The sequence below is a fragment of the Pleurocapsa sp. PCC 7327 genome (genome assembly GCF_000317025.1).
Taxonomy (GTDB): Bacteria; Cyanobacteriota; Cyanobacteriia; order Cyanobacteriales; family Microcystaceae; genus Hydrococcus.
The window spans coordinates 2,229,034-2,244,464 of record NC_019689.1 but is presented as its reverse complement, the minus strand read 5'-3'; the positions used below and the strand labels follow the sequence as shown (position 1 = coordinate 2,244,464).

Below are 15,431 nucleotides of genomic sequence, written 5' to 3'. Positions count from 1 at the left end.
GAGTTAAAAAGTTTTGTGAGTATAAGTGTGCTGTTTTACGTTGTCTTCGGGGCGAACGACGTTAATAGCATTGAGTACTCGTTTTCTTTCCAGAGAGTGATTCAAGTCATTGCGAACTGTACCTAGTGGAATATGTGCCTTAGCCTCCGGACGGCTTTTGTAGGTGCGAACGGCGGCGACAACTCGCTCGGCAAAATTGTCGCACAGTTGAGCGCGTTGGGGAAATTCAGCCGGAATCTGGACGCTCTCGTTGGAGAAGACTTCACCCAATGATTTGGCACAAGCCATTTGATACGAGGTGGGAATTCCCTTGAGAATGGCTTCTAGCGCCGCAGAAGGGATTGGTTCGACAACTTCGACTTGTCGGTATTCTCCCTCGTCTTTGACAAAGCAGGTGGCTAAACCGAATACGCAATAGTCATCCGCACAGATGTCGGGTGCATTGGGAAATAACGTTGTAGTTGCCATAAAAATTTCTTGGTGTGGATGTGGATAGAACTCAAACCCATATGCTGGATTGTATCAAACATTCTTACTCGACCTTATTACAAAAATTTACAAAAAAAATTATTGGGACGTTAGACGATTTTAATTTCAGCTCGTCAATTGGGCACGTTAAGTTCAAGCTTGCGAAATTAGGACTAAAAGAGCTGTAGTTTTCTGCTAGAGAAGTTGAGTCCAGTCTAGACTGGAAACCAGTTCGAGCAGTGACACACCTTATCTGGCAGATAGATTAGCAATCTAGTATGGTGAAGTTAGAGGGGTTGTAGAGCTTGCTATGACGACTGATATTTTCGAGATGCCAAATCCAAGAAATACCGAGGAATCAGCCCTACCTTCTCGCGGGAGTTCCCTCTGTTCGATTGAATCTATATTCGCTGCTCGCCAGTTGCGCAGCACGGTTAAAGAAAAAGTAGCTCGACAAGAATATGAAACCGCGATCGTGCTCCTCAACCGATTAATTGTTTGCTATCCAGACAGTGCCGTTGACTACAACAATCGGGGACTGATGTACTTCTATCTGGGGCAATTTCTGCGAGCACTTCAAGATTACGATCGCGCGATCGCCCTTAACGATCGACTCGACAATGCTTACAATAACCGAGCCAATTGCCACGCAGTTCAAGGCAATTTTGTCGCTGCCCTGACCGACTACGAGATAGCGCTAGACTTAAATCCTACCAATCTTCGCGCTTTGATCAATCAAGGCATTACCTTTCGGGAGTTGGGAATATACGATCTGGCGATCGGTAATTTTGAGATCGCGCTGATTTTGGGACAAAAATTCCAAGGGCGCATCTATGCAGAAAGAGGATATACTTACTACCTCAGGGGAGATTGGAACTGTGCTATGGGAGACTATTGCCGTGCTCTCGAACATTTGCCATCGAGCGATCGCTATCGACAAAAAGTAGAAACATGGCTTAATGAGTTACTATCTCTCATGGATTCCTAACTGATTATCGCGATGTTAAAGATCCTTCGCCCTTTGACGGCGGAGCCTCTTCTAACTTCGTCAAAATAATGCGACGTTGGTTAGGATCGAGTCGCGGGTTTTGTTGTTGCATGACTTTTTTAGCTTGGATGGGATCGAAATAACGGCTGAAATCCTGTCGTTGGTCGTTGACTAGCGCCTCGGTTTCTTGAACTTCGTCTCGAAGTTCCTGCAAGTTCGCTTGTTGTATAGACTGATAGGGCAATAGTCTAATCAATGCCGCAATAGCCACTGCCGACACGATCGCGTTGGCAACAAGTTTTATCGTTATCTCAATCGCAACTGTGCGATCGGTTTTAAGGCGGCGACGAGCATACCATTGCGGATGCTGTCGCGGCTTGCGAGGGGGATTTTTTAAAGTTTGGGGGGTTTGCAGGGCATTCATACAAAACAAAAGCAAAAGAAACCGGCAGCGACCTAACAAATTGCGAGCAGGAATTTCCCACTCGCATTGTTAAACGAAAAAATTACTTATAAAGTTCCGTTGCTAAACGAAAAGCCAGGATCCCTGGCAGTAGAGCAATCACTAAAGCAACTAAAACTTGAGCATCTGTTATTGCCATATATCAATAAACTCCTTAAAAAGACGTTCCATCATTAATTTGAGCAATGATGGGCGTTTTGCGAAATATATTGTTACAAGACTACACATAATAGGTCAAACAGGGGGAGAAGCTCGCTCCGATCGCAAGACTTTCCGGGCTGGGCATTAACCTGTCATATTAAGTATATTAGCTATTTTATGTCCGTATAAATTTTTTGCCCAAGAGCGTTGATGCTAGACCAAATTCTCAATTCTTCCCTCGATCTCGGCGTAAAAACGCCTTTGCTGTTACTAATTTTGATTGCTTTAGAAGCAGTTCTTTCAGCCGACAACGCGATCGCGCTAGCTGCGATCGCCCAAGGATTAGGAGATAGCAAACTCCAGCGTCAGGCTCTCAATCTTGGCTTATTATTGGCATACGTTTTGCGCATCATCTTAATTCTTACGGCAACCTGGGTGATTAAGTTTTGGCAATTTGAGCTGTTAGGAGCGGCTTATTTGCTGTGGCTAGTATTCAACTACTTTACCTCCGAAGAAGACGAAGAACATCACCATCACAGCATTCGTTTTTTCTCAGTTTGGCAAGCGATCCCGACAATTGCTATAACCGATTTAGCCTTCTCCTTAGATAGCGTCACCACTGCTATTGCTGTTTCCGACGAGCTATGGCTGATTCTGAGCGGCGGTACGATTGGCATCATTACCTTAAGATTTTTGGCAGGTTTATTTATTCGCTGGCTCAGCGAATTTACCCATTTAGAAGATGCTGGGTTTATTACTGTTGGTTTTGTCGGTTTGCGCCTGTTGCTAAAAGCCATCAAACCAGAATTTGTCCCTCCTGAATGGATTATCGTAGCGGCGATCGCAGTAATTTTTATCTGGGGATTTTCCGAGCGATCCCAATCCGATCCTTCCGAATAAAGACTTCTGAGACAGGGAGAGAAGGGAGAAAATTAACCACTAACGAATAACCACTAACCATCCTCAATTCTTTCATCAAATGATCGATCCCCAATGACTCTATAATCTCAATGTCCAACCAATTAATCATTTTTACTCGCTATCCCGAACCCGGAAAAACGAAAACTCGTCTGATACCCCGTTTGGGGGAACAAGGAGCGGCAACGCTTCAGCGTCAGATGACAGAATATACTCTCACCCACGCCAGACAACTACAAAGTCTTCTGTCGCTATCTGTAGCAATTTACTATAGCGGAGGAAGCAAATCTTTAATACGAGATTGGTTAGGAAGCGATCTAATCTATCAACAGCAAAGCGAGGGAGATCTGGGGCAAAGAATGCAGTCAGCTTTCGAGCAAGGATTTGTTGTGGGGATAAAGCAAGCCGTTATCATTGGAATCGACTGTCCCGAACTCAATGTGGCGATCTTATCCGAGGCATTTACTGCGCTGGAACGCTACGATTTAGTGTTGGGTCCGGCAAGGGATGGAGGATATTATTTAATTGGCTTAAGCCGTTTAGTTCCTCAATTGTTTCAAGGAATTGCTTGGGGAACGTCAGAAGTTTTCGCCCAAACAAAAGCGATCGCACAAAAATTAAAGTTGAGCATTCATTGTTTGCCTCTTCTAGACGATGTCGATCGCCCGGAAGATTTATATCTTTGGCAGAGAGTTATTTCTTATAATTAAGAGCTAAAATTTTGCAAAAATGAGTCTTCTATGTCTTTAACCTTAGACCTCCTGCAAAAGTGTTACGCGATCGCATAATTGGAGTGGGAAAGAAGTTCATAATTATAAATGCCAGCAATCAAATTAAATCTCAACCCAAACCGTCTTCTTCGGTTGCGATATCGACTTGAAAGAATTCTGAATATTTTTAGACTGCGATGAATATTTTCAATTACAATCCTTTCACTTGCTAACTTACGATTAAACTTCTTTTGCTCTAGACTTAACTGTTGATTGCGCTTTTTTTTGTTGGGAATTCTACTGTTGGGATGAAGTTTCTGAATTCCTTGATATCCTTTATCAGCCAAACATTCTATCTGTTGTTCGATTCCTATTTTACTATTTTTCCAAATCTTAAAATCATGACTTTTTCCCTTCTCATGAGCAATACAAAGAATTTGTCTCGTTTTTGCGTCAGCTAAAACTTGCGATTTTATCGTGTGACACTTTTGCCGACCACTGTAGTAAGCTTTTTGTTTTTTTCGGTCTTTCTATTTCATGTTCTGCTACATCTACTACGACAATTTCAATTTCTGTATTTTGGGGTTGAACAGCTTTTTTCCCAGGCAGATTGAAAAGTCCCGATTTCATTAAAATATCTTCTACTTTTCTGGTGATTCGTAAAGCCGTTGTCTCGTTTATTCCCCAGCTAGTTCCGATATGAAAATAGGTGCGATACTCTCGCCAATATTCAAGAGTCATTAAGATTTGGTCTTCTGCGCTTAATTTATTTGGTCGTCCTGTTTTTTTGTAAGACTTTTTCGGCTTCTAGAACTTTTACCATCTCTTTAAACGTCTCTGGATATACTCCACAAAGCCGTTTAAACTCTGTCGGTTTTAAATTTTTTACTTGAGAGTAAGTCATAACTCGAATTGTAATTTGGTTTTATTTTACCTAACTTACTCTGACTTTTGCTGGAGGTCTCTTGTTTCTCAACCAACCGGATATCTATAAGGCAGGAGAACTCGCGATCGACAATCCAAATTGAGATCGCCTAATACAGAACACTGACAAATCATAAATTTTTCTGTTTTGTTTGTAGGAGTGAGTCTAAGAAGACCCAATAGAAATTTCAGTCGATTTTAATCGAGTTGAGCTTTGAGCCTAGAACTAAAGTTCTAGGCGTTGATGTCAAAGATGCAAGATCTGAGTATTATCCAACCCTAATTTTTGGATTTGTCAATTCCTTCTACCCGAATCTTTATGAGAAACCGACTGACAAAATTGTACTAAAAATAAGAAAAAATCCCGTCAGTCAGCTTCTCTCTCGGAGCAAACAAAAGGTTCTTTAACTAATCGTTCCGGTCAAAGGCGAACTCGCGCTGGCATAGTTTCTTATTGGCATTCGTCCCGCTAGATAAGCCAATCTTCCAGCTTCTGTTGCCATGCCCATTGCCCGCGCCATCAGTACGGGATTTTCGGCAAGCGCGATCGCGCTATTGATCAACAAAGCATCTGCCCCCATTTCCATCGCCTGCGCTGCTTCGCTGGGCGCACCGATCCCCGCATCCACTACCACGGGAACTTTCGCCTCTTCAATAATAATGGCAATATTGGCGGCATTTCTAATCCCTTGCCCCGAACCGATAGGCGATCCCAAGGGCATCACCGTCGCGCATCCTGCCTCTTCGAGACGTTTTGCTAAGAGGGGATCGGCGTTGATATAAGGCAGGACGGCAAACCCTTCCTTAACCAGTTGTTCTGCTGCTTGCAACGTTCCGATCGGATCGGGTAATAAATATTTAGGATCGGGAATGACTTCTAACTTAACAAAATTATTGTCCTCCTGACCTAATAATTTTGCCATCTCCCGCCCCAATCGCGCGACTCGTATGGCTTCCTCTGCCGTCTTACAGCCAGCCGTATTGGGAAGCATCCAGATTTTCGTCCAATCGATCGCTTCCGCTAGTCCTTCGTGTCCGGGTGCTTTTGTTTGTACCCGACGAACTGCCACCGTGACGATTTGACAGCCACTGGCGATAATACTCTGTTGCATGCTTTCGATACTGGGATATTTCCCCGTTCCCGTCATCAAGCGAGAGCGAAACTTTCGTCCTGCAATCATCAATTCATCGCTTTCGGGGAGTAGCGTTGGCGTTGGTTTTTCCTCGATTTTTGGATAGAGTGGCGAATCGCTGACAGTGCTGGGTTGTAAATTCATGACTAAAGATGCAGGCGTTGATTTTTTATAAAAGCGATCGCAGCGAAAATGTTCCAGAAGTGGATCGGATTTTTGCTGCAAAATTAGGTCGGCTAATAGAGAGGCAGTGACTGGGGCAAGTAAAATGCCATTACGATAGTGACCGACTGCCAAAATTAAATTGTCACATGAACTCGTCCCCAAAATCGGCAATTCATCCGGCGTTCCCGGACGAAACCCCCACCAAAATTCTTCAATTGCCCAATTTTCTAAGGCAGGATAGAGGCGAATCGCGCGAGCGAGTAGGGTTTGAATGCCTTTAGGCGTATTGTTAGGAGTCCAACCGACCTCTTCTACTGTCGCCCCGATAATCAATCGTCCGTCTTGTCGGGGCACTAAATAGGTTTCGGAACCAAATAGCACTCGCTGAAGCGGTAGAGGCTGACGGGGTTCCTTGGGCATCCGTAGCGAGATCATTTGTCCTTTGACGGGGCGAACGGGAATCGGTAAGAGTTGTGTTGCCCACGATCCCGTTGCCAAGACATAGATTTGTGCTTGTAATTCTCCCTCTGAGGTAAAAACGCCGCTAACTTTGCCTTGCTTCTGTTGAATGCCGCGAACGGCGACCCCCTCTCGCAAATCGACACCGAGGGTTTGGGCAGCTTGCAGAAGGGCGTTGACTAAAATGCGATTATCGACTTGTCCGTCTTCGGGATACCACCAGCCGCCGACAACATCCGCTCCCAGTCCGCTTTGATAGAGTTGTATTGCCTCTTTATCTAACCACGCGGCTGTTTTTTCTGCTGCCTGAGGCAATTTGTAAACAGGAGCTAAAATGCCACAAGGCAAATAGCCCGCATCCAATCCCGTCAAATCTTCGATTTTGCGAATCCATTCGGGATACAGCCAGCGAGATTTCAGACACAACGATCGCATTGGAGGCGATGCAATCTTTTCTGCACCGGGGGCTAGCATTCCGGCGGCGGCATGGGAAGCCGCTTGCCCAAAGTCGCGACTGAGAACGGTAACTTTTGCGCCGCGAAGTTTTAGGTCGATCGCGATCGCCAATCCGATAATACCGCCGCCAATAATCAGAATGTCATTAGTCATTTGTTTTCGGAGTCAGAATTCAGAAGTCTTTGAGAAGTCGGAATTCGGAAGTCGAACGAGTAACTGGTAACTGGTCATTGATAACTAGTTCCCAAGAGCTCGTCAACACTAAGAGTTATATCGGCAAACGCTTGTATCGATAAAACTTGACCTTGCCTAAAAGTTTGAATATTCTGATAACCACTTAGGGTAGGATCTCGATACACTTCAACGCACTGTCCATTAATATCTATCAACCAAACCTCAGTAATATTATTTTCCGCATAGAGAGAAATCTTTATTTCTCGATCGTATTTCACAGTTGTATCTGCTACTTCAATAATCAGAAAAATATCGGTACTCTGGGGATGAGCCGACTCGTAAAAGTCTTGACGGGGTCGCAGTAATGTTACATCGGGCTGAGGTTCGGAGGTATCGTCCAACTTTACTGGATTTTGAAGATCGACGAGAACGCGATCGCCTAACAGAGCAGATAATAAATTATTCAAACGTCTTACATAAGCAGCGTGTCTCGTGCCAATCGGCGACATTTCAATGATTTCTCCCCGTATTAATTCTACCCGGTCATCTTCCTTGAGAATCCCCGCTTCAGCCATTTTGTGATATTGCTCGACTGTAAATTTATGTCTCAGTAACTGCACGGACATGCTTGCCTCTCCTGTTGCTTGCTCTCTTATTCTCTCTTAAGGTAGATATTTCTGTACCACAGTCCAACCCGTTAGCGTTACCAAGACGAACCCACCAAATAGAATTATATTGGTGCCAATATGAAGCGATCGCGCCCAGGGACGCTTGGGGTTAATTTGCGTTGCGCTAATTGCCGAGGTTAACATCAGCGCGACTACCAACAAACCTGCCACGAGATGGGGCGAATGACCCAAGCTACCATAGTAGCCTAACGTTCCTACTACTCCAATCGCCAGTAGCAGCAAGACGAGAAAAACTAAAATAGCCCCTACAATGTAGTGAAATGGTCTTAACCAAGCGGGACGAGGACGCTTAGACAACCTGCGATTCAACATCCAGATTCCAGAGAATCCTAGCAGAACATAGATAAGTAAAGATAACCCCATCGACCAAGCGGCAATTTTCCACAGCCAGAGAAACGAAGGTAGATCCAAACTTTATCATCCCAACTCTATTGAATAGCCTATGCCTTTTCTGAGGAAAATCGCAAAAAAAGATTGCCCGGATAGGCAATCTGAAAGCGTTAACAATTTGGCGATTAACTGGCGGAAACTAAAATTTGATTGAAAGAAAGTTCGCTTTCTTGGCTTTTATTATCGGTTCCATTAATATTTTGATTGTTATCGCTATCGATGGAGACTAACCCACTGTCGTCTTCCCTCTCATCATCGCTGTCTTTGCTAATGCAAAGGCGATCGCAAGGAATCGTATCTGAGAGAATGGCACTTGCCATCATTCCCGTGTGGATTTCTAGCAAAGCTTCTGGTAGCGCTTCAAATACTAAGCGTTGTCCGGGAAAAACTACTCGTTCGAAATACCAATTTTCAACATTAGCGATGCGGGCTACTTGAATATGGCTGGTAGCGTTCACGTAGCAACAAAGGATGCCATTCCTATGTTCATTGGGTATGGGATCGAGGATTTGAGCCATAGCAATCGGAGCAATTTTATCATTGGGTTTGTTATGTCCCCACTAAGCTAACACTCCGCGATCCCCGTTAGCTGTAATGATTATTACAATCGATCTCCATCTCAAGGTTAATTTTCAGCTCTCTCTACAATTCCACTAGATTTCAGATTATTTTTAGATTTTGCCAAATCTACAGGGACTTTATTCATTCAGGCTCCTGTTAGCTAACGATCGAGTGCCATTAGACCACTCTTAACTTTTTCTTATCGACTGCATTGATTCTTACTCATCGGTAGCTTTGGTAGATAGAGCGACTAGATGACAGCCTTTACGCGTCCTATGGTTAAGTTATATTAAAATTATTATCGATAACATCACGCTTAACCCGGCGACTCCTTTAAAAAAATCAACAATAGAAACAAAGATAAATAGAACTTATCAAAAGTAGCGATCGAAGAATCTGTCTCATTGGTCTCAATTTTTCGTAAAAAGCTGTTTTGTTTTTAGCGATCCCAAACCTCTTTAACAAACTTATAGAACTATGACACAGCGAATTCTCTATGTTCGTCTTCCTTGCAACCCGATCTTTCCCATCGGAGTCGTCTATCTAGCCGATCGCGTTCATAAGGTTTTCCCGGCGATCGAACAAAAAATCTTTGATTTGGGAACCGTACCGCCGCTGGATTTTAAGGGTGCTCTAGATAGCTGTATCGATGAATTCAAACCTACCTTACTCGTCTTTTCCTGGCGAGACATCCAAATCTATGCCCCAGTCGGCGGCAGAGGCGGCAACCCCCTACAAAATGCTTTTGAATTTTACTATGCCAAAAATCCCCTTATCAGGTTGCGAGGCGCATTGGGGGGACTCAAAGTCACAACGGCTTACTACGGGGAACTCTGGCGCAATTTAGGCTTGATTAAGCGCGGACTCAAGCGGGCGAAAAAGTATAATAAGGATGCTCGCGTCGTTGTTGGCGGCGGTGCTGTCAGCGTATTTTACGAACAACTGGAAACGCAGTTGCCTAAAGGAACGATCGTTTCGGTAGGCGAAGGAGAAACTCTCCTAGAAAAGTTATTGCGGGGGCAAGATTTCTCCGACGAACGCTGTTACGTCGTAGGAGAAACCAAACCGCGATCGCGCATGATCCACGAAAATCCGACTCCCTTCGAGAAAACTGCGTGCGACTACGACTATATCGAAGAGATCTGGTCGGAATTTAATTATTACCTGCAAGAAAACGACTTTTACATTGGCGTGCAAACCAAGCGCGGCTGCCCCCATAACTGTTGCTATTGCATCTATACCGTTGTAGAAGGAAAACAGGTACGCATCAACCCTGCCGATGAGGTGGTCAAGGAGATGCGGCAACTCTACGATCGCGGCATTCGCAATTTCTGGTTTACCGACGCGCAATTTATCCCGGCGCGGAAATTTATCGACGACGCGATCGAACTCCTGCAAAAAATCGTCGATGCCCAGATGACCGATATTCACTGGGCAGCCTATATTCGCGCCGACAATCTCACTCCCCAATTGTGCGATTTGATGGTGAAAACGGGAATGAACTATTTTGAAATCGGAATCACTAGCGGTTCGCAAGAATTAGTCCGCAAGATGCGCATGGGATACAACCTTCGCACCGTCTTGCAAAATTGTCGAGATTTGAAGGCGGCTGGCTTTAACGATCTCGTCTCGGTGAATTATTCTTTTAACGTCATCGATGAAACCTTTGATACCATCCGCCAAACCATCGCTTACCATCGCGAATTAGAGCGAATTTTTGGCGTAGATAAAGTCGAACCTGCCATCTTCTTCATCGGGTTGCAACCCCATACCCATTTAGAAGACTATGCATTTAAGAATAATATTCTCAAACCGGGCTACAATCCCATGAGTTTGATGCCTTGGACGGCGAAGAAATTACTTTGGAATCCAGAACCTCTGGGTTCTTTCTTTGGCGAAGTTTGCTTGCAAGCTTGGCAACAAAATCCTAATGATTTCGGGCGAGAAGTAATGAAAATTCTCGAAGAAAGGTTGGGTTGCGCCGATCTAGAAGAGGCATTAACTGCACCAATAGAAGATTGGAAAAAAGAGTTAGTTGTTGTTTAATTTTTTTCTATGGTTTTGTCGAGTGGGTTGCGATCGCGTAACCCACGCTTTTATCTTTTACTGTTAAATCGCCAACCCGTCGTCTTCTCTCTTTATCTTTCCGCCTCTCTCACTGCTCCGACTGGGTGCTAATAGCGTTAATATGATAGGACAAGGGTAATCCCCTCCATTCTCATCGAGCGAAAGTTATAGTGAGAATAGAGAGGAATATAAGTTCAATTACCTTGGAGTGCTAATGATCTTTAATTTTGACTTCTTCTCTTCCGAATCAGAGCAAGCCGAGCAACAGGAATCTAATTCATTGATGCAATACCTTCAGAGACAAAATCCTGAAGTTTTAGAAAGGGTTGCTCAATCGGCTAGTCCGGAAATTAAACAAATGATCGCCCAAAATGTACAAGGGCTAGTTGGGATGTTGCCTTCGGAAGATTTTCAGGTTCAAATTACGACAGATAGAGAAAATCTGGCAAATCTTCTTGCCTCAGCTATGATGACAGGTTACTTTCTCTCTCAAATAGAACAACGCCGAAATCTAGAGGCAGCTTGGTCGAATTCTGAATCTTTCAATTCTAAGCCATCCAAAAACATCTAAGGCTAGCTTCCCGTCTGCATTTCTACAACTCGCTTTCCCTTTGTTGCTAGTTTTAGGAGTTAGATAACCCGTCTCTCGCTCGAAAGTCGGGTTCTTTCCGCGTGTTTAAGCTTTAATTTTTTCTAAAATTAATTTGGAACGCTTGACATTTTCTGGAATGGGAATCGGATAGTCTCCCGTAAAACAAGCCGAACAAAAACTATTGGGATCTTCGCCAGTGACTTCTAACATTCCTTTCCAGCTAAGATAGGCAAGCGAATCAACCCCTAGTTGTTGAGCGATCTCTTCTACCGATTTAGTTGCCGCAATCAGTTGATCTTGCGTGTCGGTATCGATGCCATAAAAGCAGGGGTGAGTCACTGGAGGAGAAGAAATTCGCATATGGACTTCTTTGGCTCCTGCTTCCCTTAATGCTTTGACGATTTTGCGGCTAGTCGTTCCTCGCACGATCGAATCATCGACGATAATAACCCGTTTTCCGGCTAAAACATCTTTGAGAGGATTGAGTTTCATGCGAATGCCGGATTCTCTCATGTGCTGCGTCGGTTGAATAAACGTGCGGCCGACATAGCGGTTTTTAATCAAGCCTTCGCCGTAGGGAATTCCAGAAACCTGAGAAAACCCAATCGCCGCAGGAACTCCGGAATCGGGCACTCCCATAACTAGATCGGCTTCTACATAAGATTCTCTGGCTAGTTGTTGACCCAATCGCGACCGATAGGTGTAGAGAGTTTCGTCGTGCATAATGCTATCGGGTCTGGCAAAATAAATCATTTCAAAGATACATAGCTTTCTCTCCGGTTTTGGCGACCAGTGGAAAGAAGCCAATCCCTTTTCGGTAATCCAAACCAATTCCCCAGGTTCTACATCCCGCAGGTAGTCTGCCCCGATAATATCTAAGCCGCAGGTTTCTGAGGACAAAACGTAACGCACCGGATCTTCGCCGATGGTTCCGATGACCAAGGGACGAATGCCGTTGGGATCGCGCGCGCCCATTAACCCGACAGGCGTGCCAATTACCAAACTATACGCGCCCGAACACAATTGAAACGCACTAATTGCCGCTTCTAGCCACTCTTTACCGCGATCGACTTCTTGAGCGATCGCGACGGCAATCATCTCTGAATCTGTGGTTGTATTAAAATTACCCCCGCGCTTTTCTAACTCCTGGCGCAGTTCTGGGGTATTGACAAGATTGCCATTGTGTGCTAGAGCGAGCGAACCCAAGCGCGTCTCAATGACGGCGGGTTGTGCGTTTGCCCTGCGGCTCGAACCCGTAGTTGAATAACGAGTATGTCCCACTGCCAGGGTTCCAGGCATTTCGTTTAAGATAGATTCCTTAAAGACTTGAGAGACAAGCCCCATGTCTTTATAGAGATGAACTTTGTCTTCCTCAAAAGTAGTGATGCCTGCCGATTCTTGTCCTCGGTGCTGTAGCGCATATAAACCAAAATAAGTTAACTTAGCAACCTCTTCTTCTGGCGCATAGACACCGAATACTCCGCAGGCTTCCTCGGGTTTATCGGTGGGCTGACTTTCGGAAGAATGAGCGCCAGAAAGAGATTCGTCAGGGTTAGGAAGTTCTTGAGCGATCATCTGATAGTTTAGCTCCTGGTAATGGCAGTCAATCGTTAGGCAATTGGAATAGAGAGCAACTGGCAAGCCATCGATAAATGATTCAGCTCGCTTAACATTTTTTTAACCCTACCTTAGCAGGAATATAGTCAAGATTTTGAGGGATTTAGTATCAGTTTTTTTAATAAATCGCTGTTGGCTTAAATCTGTTTTAAGCGACGCTCTATAGCAGTAGTCCAACATTCTATCATGTTACTAATTGTAACGTCGATCGCCTGATGATTATCATCTGTAGTGACCGTAAAATTACGATCTTGGCTTGTTACCGCGCCAATTTGCCGCCAATTATTGCCCAACTGTTCGTTCAGATAAGACTCCCATCCGTCCTTACATTGGGGATTGACCGAAACCACAATTCTACTAGCCGCTTCTCCAAATAAAATTTCATCAAATCGGCGATCGCTTTCTGGGAGACGAATGTCTGCCCCCAATCGACCGCTAATACAACATTCCGCCAGCGCCACGGCCAGACCGCCTTCGGCACAATCATGCGCCGAATTTATCCATCCTTGACGAATTCCATAACGACAAGCTTCCTGGACGCGACGTTCTAGCTCAAAATCCACCACGGGCGGCTGGCCAGCGACGATTCCATGAACGGTTGCTAAATATTCCGATCCTCCTAGCGATGGACCCCGAACTCCTAATAAATAGATCGAATCTCCTTGTGCCTTCCACCCTTGCCCGCAGACCTTGGTAATGTCAGGGATGAGTCCTACCATGCCAATAACGGGAGTAGGATAGATCGGTTGGGGTTTTCCGTCTGAATCCAAGGTTTCGTTGTAGAGAGAGACATTTCCCCCTGTAACTGGCGTTTTTAGTTCTCGACAAGCTTCAGAAATTCCCCGACAAGCAGAGGCTAACTGCCAGTATCCGATGGGATTTTCTGGGCTGCCGAAATTGAGGTTATCCGTAACTGCTAGCGGTTCGGCACCGACGCAGCTTAAATTCCGAGCGGCTTCGGCTACAGCCGCTTTTGCTCCTTCGTAGGGGTCGAGATAGACGTAGCGAGCATTACAATCTGTAGTTGCTGCCACGCCAATTCTTGACACATCCGGTTTCCCATCGACGGGACGAACTCGGATAACTGCTGCATCAGCACCGCCAGGAACGATAACGGTATTATTCTGGACTTGATGGTCGTATTGGCGATAGACCCAGCGTTTTGAGGCAATGGTAGGAGTATCTAGCAGTTGCAATAAAATCTCGTTCCAAGATTTTTGTGTACAATTGTACACAATTCCTTGGGCGTTACAGGGAGGGAGAGAATCCGCCGTCCACTCCCAAGCTTTTCTGGCATATTCTGGCGGTTCTTGTAGAAGTTCCCGATGGTAGATGGGGGTATTTTCTGCCAAAGCGGTTGCGGGGATTTCGGCAGCAATTTCTCCTTTAAAAAGAATGCGGACAATCGGTTCTTCAATCACGGTTCCAGCGACGACAGCATGCAGCCCCCAACGGTGGAAAATATCGATTAACTCCCCCTCTCGTCCTTTGCGGGCAACGAACAGCATTCTTTCCTGGGATTCCGAGAGGAGATATTCGTAAGGAATCATACCCGTTTCGCGGACGGGAATTTTATCCAAATCCAGTTCGATGCCTACGCCGCCTTTAGCTGCCATTTCCGAGGTAGAACAGGTAATTCCCGCCGCACCCATATCCTGTGCGGCAACGACTGCACCTGTTTTAAAAGCTTCCAGACAAGCTTCGATGAGAGATTTTTCTAGGAAAGGATCGCCGACTTGTACCGCAGGGCGATCGTCGATAGACTGGTCTGATAGTTCCGCACTGGCAAAGCTAGCCCCTCCCATGCCGTCCCTACCCGTAGTAGAACCGACGTATAAAACCGGATTGCCAATACCCGACGCGCCCGATTTGATGATTTCTGGCGTTTCCATCAATCCCAGTGCCATGGCGTTGACGAGGGGATTGCCAGAATAAACGGGATCGAAATAAACTTCGCCGCCAACGGTGGGCACGCCAACGCAGTTACCATAGTGTGCTATCCCTTCAACTACGCCAGCAAATAGTCTGCGAGTTTTTGCATCGTCTAGGGAACCAAAGCGTAAGGAGTTCAAAATCGCAATGGGACGCGCCCCCATGGTAAAGATATCTCTGAGAATGCCGCCGACTCCGGTTGCTGCGCCTTGGAAGGGTTCGACAGCGGAGGGGTGATTGTGCGATTCAATCTTGAAAGCTAATCTGAGTCCGTCTCCTAAGTCTACTACGCCTGCATTTTCTCCGGGTCCGACGAGAATGCGTTCGCCCGTTGTGGGAAATTGCTTCAATAGGGGTCGGGAATTTTTGTAGCAACAGTGTTCCGACCACATTACGCCAAACATTCCCAATTCAGCTTTATTAGGATGGCGACCTAAGCGTCTGACAATTTCTTTGTATTCTTCGGGCTTAATACCTTCGTCGGCGATTTCTCGATCGGAAAAGGGAGCGGACATGAGAGATTTTGACTGACGGAACAGATTTAATTGTATCTATTTTGAAGTTTAACAAGATAAGACCGAGGT

At 45.3% G+C, this 15,431-nt stretch carries 14 protein-coding genes and 1 pseudogene; 5 read left to right on the top strand and 10 right to left on the bottom strand.

The genetic code is table 11. The features are described from left to right. Nucleotides 1–3: 3 nt before the first annotated feature. Nucleotides 4–468 carry a hypothetical protein gene (locus PLE7327_RS10005; RefSeq protein ID WP_015143717.1) on the bottom strand — a complete coding sequence of 155 codons (465 nt, stop codon included), beginning with the start codon at nt 466–468 and terminating at the stop codon, nt 4–6. Between the two features lie 310 nt (nt 469–778). Between PLE7327_RS10005 and PLE7327_RS10000 the strand changes: the two genes are divergently transcribed. Beyond that, nucleotides 779–1,456 carry a tetratricopeptide repeat protein gene (locus PLE7327_RS10000; RefSeq protein ID WP_015143716.1) on the top strand — a complete coding sequence of 226 codons (678 nt, stop codon included), beginning with the start codon at nt 779–781 and terminating at the stop codon, nt 1,454–1,456. Nucleotides 1,457–1,460: 4 nt separating this feature from the next. Here PLE7327_RS10000 and PLE7327_RS09995 read toward each other — a convergent pair whose 3' ends face one another. Together PLE7327_RS09995 and psaM are read right to left on the bottom strand one after the other, a co-directional pair. Further along, nucleotides 1,461–1,880, bottom strand: coding sequence for a hypothetical protein (locus PLE7327_RS09995; RefSeq protein ID WP_015143715.1), 420 nt, complete (start codon nt 1,878–1,880; stop codon nt 1,461–1,463). 82 nt (nt 1,881–1,962) lie between these two features. Then, entirely contained in the window at nt 1,963–2,058 is a 96-nt protein-coding gene (psaM, locus tag PLE7327_RS09990) for a photosystem I reaction center subunit XII (protein WP_015143714.1), read from the bottom strand. Nucleotides 2,059–2,270: 212 nt separating this feature from the next. Here psaM and PLE7327_RS09985 point away from each other — a divergent pair, with 212 nt between their 5' ends. Continuing rightward, the gene (locus PLE7327_RS09985; protein ID WP_015143713.1) at nt 2,271–2,960 is read left to right on the top strand and encodes a TerC family protein; all 690 of its coding nucleotides are present in this window, start codon (nt 2,271–2,273) and stop codon (nt 2,958–2,960) included. Between the two features lie 110 nt (nt 2,961–3,070). After that, on the top strand, nt 3,071–3,688 hold the full coding sequence (locus PLE7327_RS09980; protein ID WP_015143712.1) for a TIGR04282 family arsenosugar biosynthesis glycosyltransferase: 618 nt from the start codon (nt 3,071–3,073) through the stop codon (nt 3,686–3,688). A 62-nt stretch (nt 3,689–3,750) separates the two neighbouring features. On the opposite strand, the pseudogene PLE7327_RS23340 reads toward PLE7327_RS09980, so the two are convergent. From PLE7327_RS23340 to PLE7327_RS09945, 5 genes and pseudogenes are all read right to left on the bottom strand, one after another. Then, nucleotides 3,751–4,592 (bottom strand): annotated as a pseudogene (locus PLE7327_RS23340) (IS5 family transposase). A 424-nt stretch (nt 4,593–5,016) separates the two neighbouring features. Then, nucleotides 5,017–6,978, bottom strand: coding sequence for a glycine oxidase ThiO (thiO, locus tag PLE7327_RS26245; RefSeq protein WP_015143711.1), 1,962 nt, complete (start codon nt 6,976–6,978; stop codon nt 5,017–5,019). A 74-nt stretch (nt 6,979–7,052) separates the two neighbouring features. Next, nucleotides 7,053–7,625: a Uma2 family endonuclease gene (locus tag PLE7327_RS09955; protein WP_015143710.1), complete on the bottom strand. Its 573-nt coding sequence runs from the start codon at nt 7,623–7,625 to the stop codon at nt 7,053–7,055. A 36-nt stretch (nt 7,626–7,661) separates the two neighbouring features. Then, on the bottom strand, nt 7,662–8,099 hold the full coding sequence (locus PLE7327_RS09950; RefSeq protein WP_015143709.1) for a DUF4079 domain-containing protein: 438 nt from the start codon (nt 8,097–8,099) through the stop codon (nt 7,662–7,664). A gap of 104 nt (nt 8,100–8,203) precedes the next feature. Continuing rightward, nucleotides 8,204–8,596 carry a DUF1830 domain-containing protein gene (locus tag PLE7327_RS09945; RefSeq protein WP_015143708.1) on the bottom strand — a complete coding sequence of 131 codons (393 nt, stop codon included), beginning with the start codon at nt 8,594–8,596 and terminating at the stop codon, nt 8,204–8,206. A gap of 520 nt (nt 8,597–9,116) precedes the next feature. Between PLE7327_RS09945 and PLE7327_RS09940 the strand changes: the two genes are divergently transcribed. After that, a complete protein-coding gene (locus tag PLE7327_RS09940) occupies nt 9,117–10,685 on the top strand; it encodes a photosystem II high light acclimation radical SAM protein (protein ID WP_015143707.1) in 1,569 nt (522 codons plus the stop codon). 235 nt (nt 10,686–10,920) lie between these two features. After that, the gene (locus tag PLE7327_RS09935; protein WP_015143706.1) at nt 10,921–11,277 is read left to right on the top strand and encodes a DUF760 domain-containing protein; all 357 of its coding nucleotides are present in this window, start codon (nt 10,921–10,923) and stop codon (nt 11,275–11,277) included. 105 nt (nt 11,278–11,382) lie between these two features. On the opposite strand, the gene purF is transcribed toward PLE7327_RS09935, so the two are convergent. Together purF and purL are read right to left on the bottom strand one after the other, a co-directional pair. After that, nucleotides 11,383–12,873, bottom strand: a complete 1,491-nt coding sequence (gene purF, locus PLE7327_RS09930; protein WP_015143705.1) for an amidophosphoribosyltransferase — start codon at nt 12,871–12,873, stop codon at nt 11,383–11,385. Between the two features lie 179 nt (nt 12,874–13,052). Beyond that, nucleotides 13,053–15,362 carry a phosphoribosylformylglycinamidine synthase subunit PurL gene (gene purL, locus PLE7327_RS09925; protein WP_015143704.1) on the bottom strand — a complete coding sequence of 770 codons (2,310 nt, stop codon included), beginning with the start codon at nt 15,360–15,362 and terminating at the stop codon, nt 13,053–13,055. Nucleotides 15,363–15,431 lie beyond the last annotated feature (69 nt).

Excerpts from the sequence above, each read along its gene's own strand:
- PLE7327_RS10005 (WP_015143717.1), bottom strand. The coding sequence starts at position 468 with ATGGCAACTACAACGTTATTTCCCAATGCACCCGACATCTGTGCGGAT.
- PLE7327_RS10000 (WP_015143716.1), top strand. The coding sequence starts at position 779 with ATGACGACTGATATTTTCGAGATGCCAAATCCAAGAAATACCGAGGAA.
- PLE7327_RS09995 (WP_015143715.1), bottom strand. The coding sequence starts at position 1,880 with ATGAATGCCCTGCAAACCCCCCAAACTTTAAAAAATCCCCCTCGCAAG.
- psaM (WP_015143714.1), bottom strand. The coding sequence starts at position 2,058 with ATGGCAATAACAGATGCTCAAGTTTTAGTTGCTTTAGTGATTGCTCTA.
- PLE7327_RS09985 (WP_015143713.1), top strand. The coding sequence starts at position 2,271 with ATGCTAGACCAAATTCTCAATTCTTCCCTCGATCTCGGCGTAAAAACG.
- PLE7327_RS09980 (WP_015143712.1), top strand. The coding sequence starts at position 3,071 with ATGTCCAACCAATTAATCATTTTTACTCGCTATCCCGAACCCGGAAAA.
- thiO (WP_015143711.1), bottom strand. The coding sequence starts at position 6,978 with ATGACTAATGACATTCTGATTATTGGCGGCGGTATTATCGGATTGGCG.
- PLE7327_RS09955 (WP_015143710.1), bottom strand. The coding sequence starts at position 7,625 with ATGTCCGTGCAGTTACTGAGACATAAATTTACAGTCGAGCAATATCAC.
- PLE7327_RS09945 (WP_015143708.1), bottom strand. The coding sequence starts at position 8,596 with ATGGCTCAAATCCTCGATCCCATACCCAATGAACATAGGAATGGCATC.
- PLE7327_RS09940 (WP_015143707.1), top strand. The coding sequence starts at position 9,117 with ATGACACAGCGAATTCTCTATGTTCGTCTTCCTTGCAACCCGATCTTT.
- PLE7327_RS09935 (WP_015143706.1), top strand. The coding sequence starts at position 10,921 with ATGATCTTTAATTTTGACTTCTTCTCTTCCGAATCAGAGCAAGCCGAG.
- purF (WP_015143705.1), bottom strand. The coding sequence starts at position 12,873 with ATGATCGCTCAAGAACTTCCTAACCCTGACGAATCTCTTTCTGGCGCT.
- purL (WP_015143704.1), bottom strand. The coding sequence starts at position 15,362 with ATGTCCGCTCCCTTTTCCGATCGAGAAATCGCCGACGAAGGTATTAAG.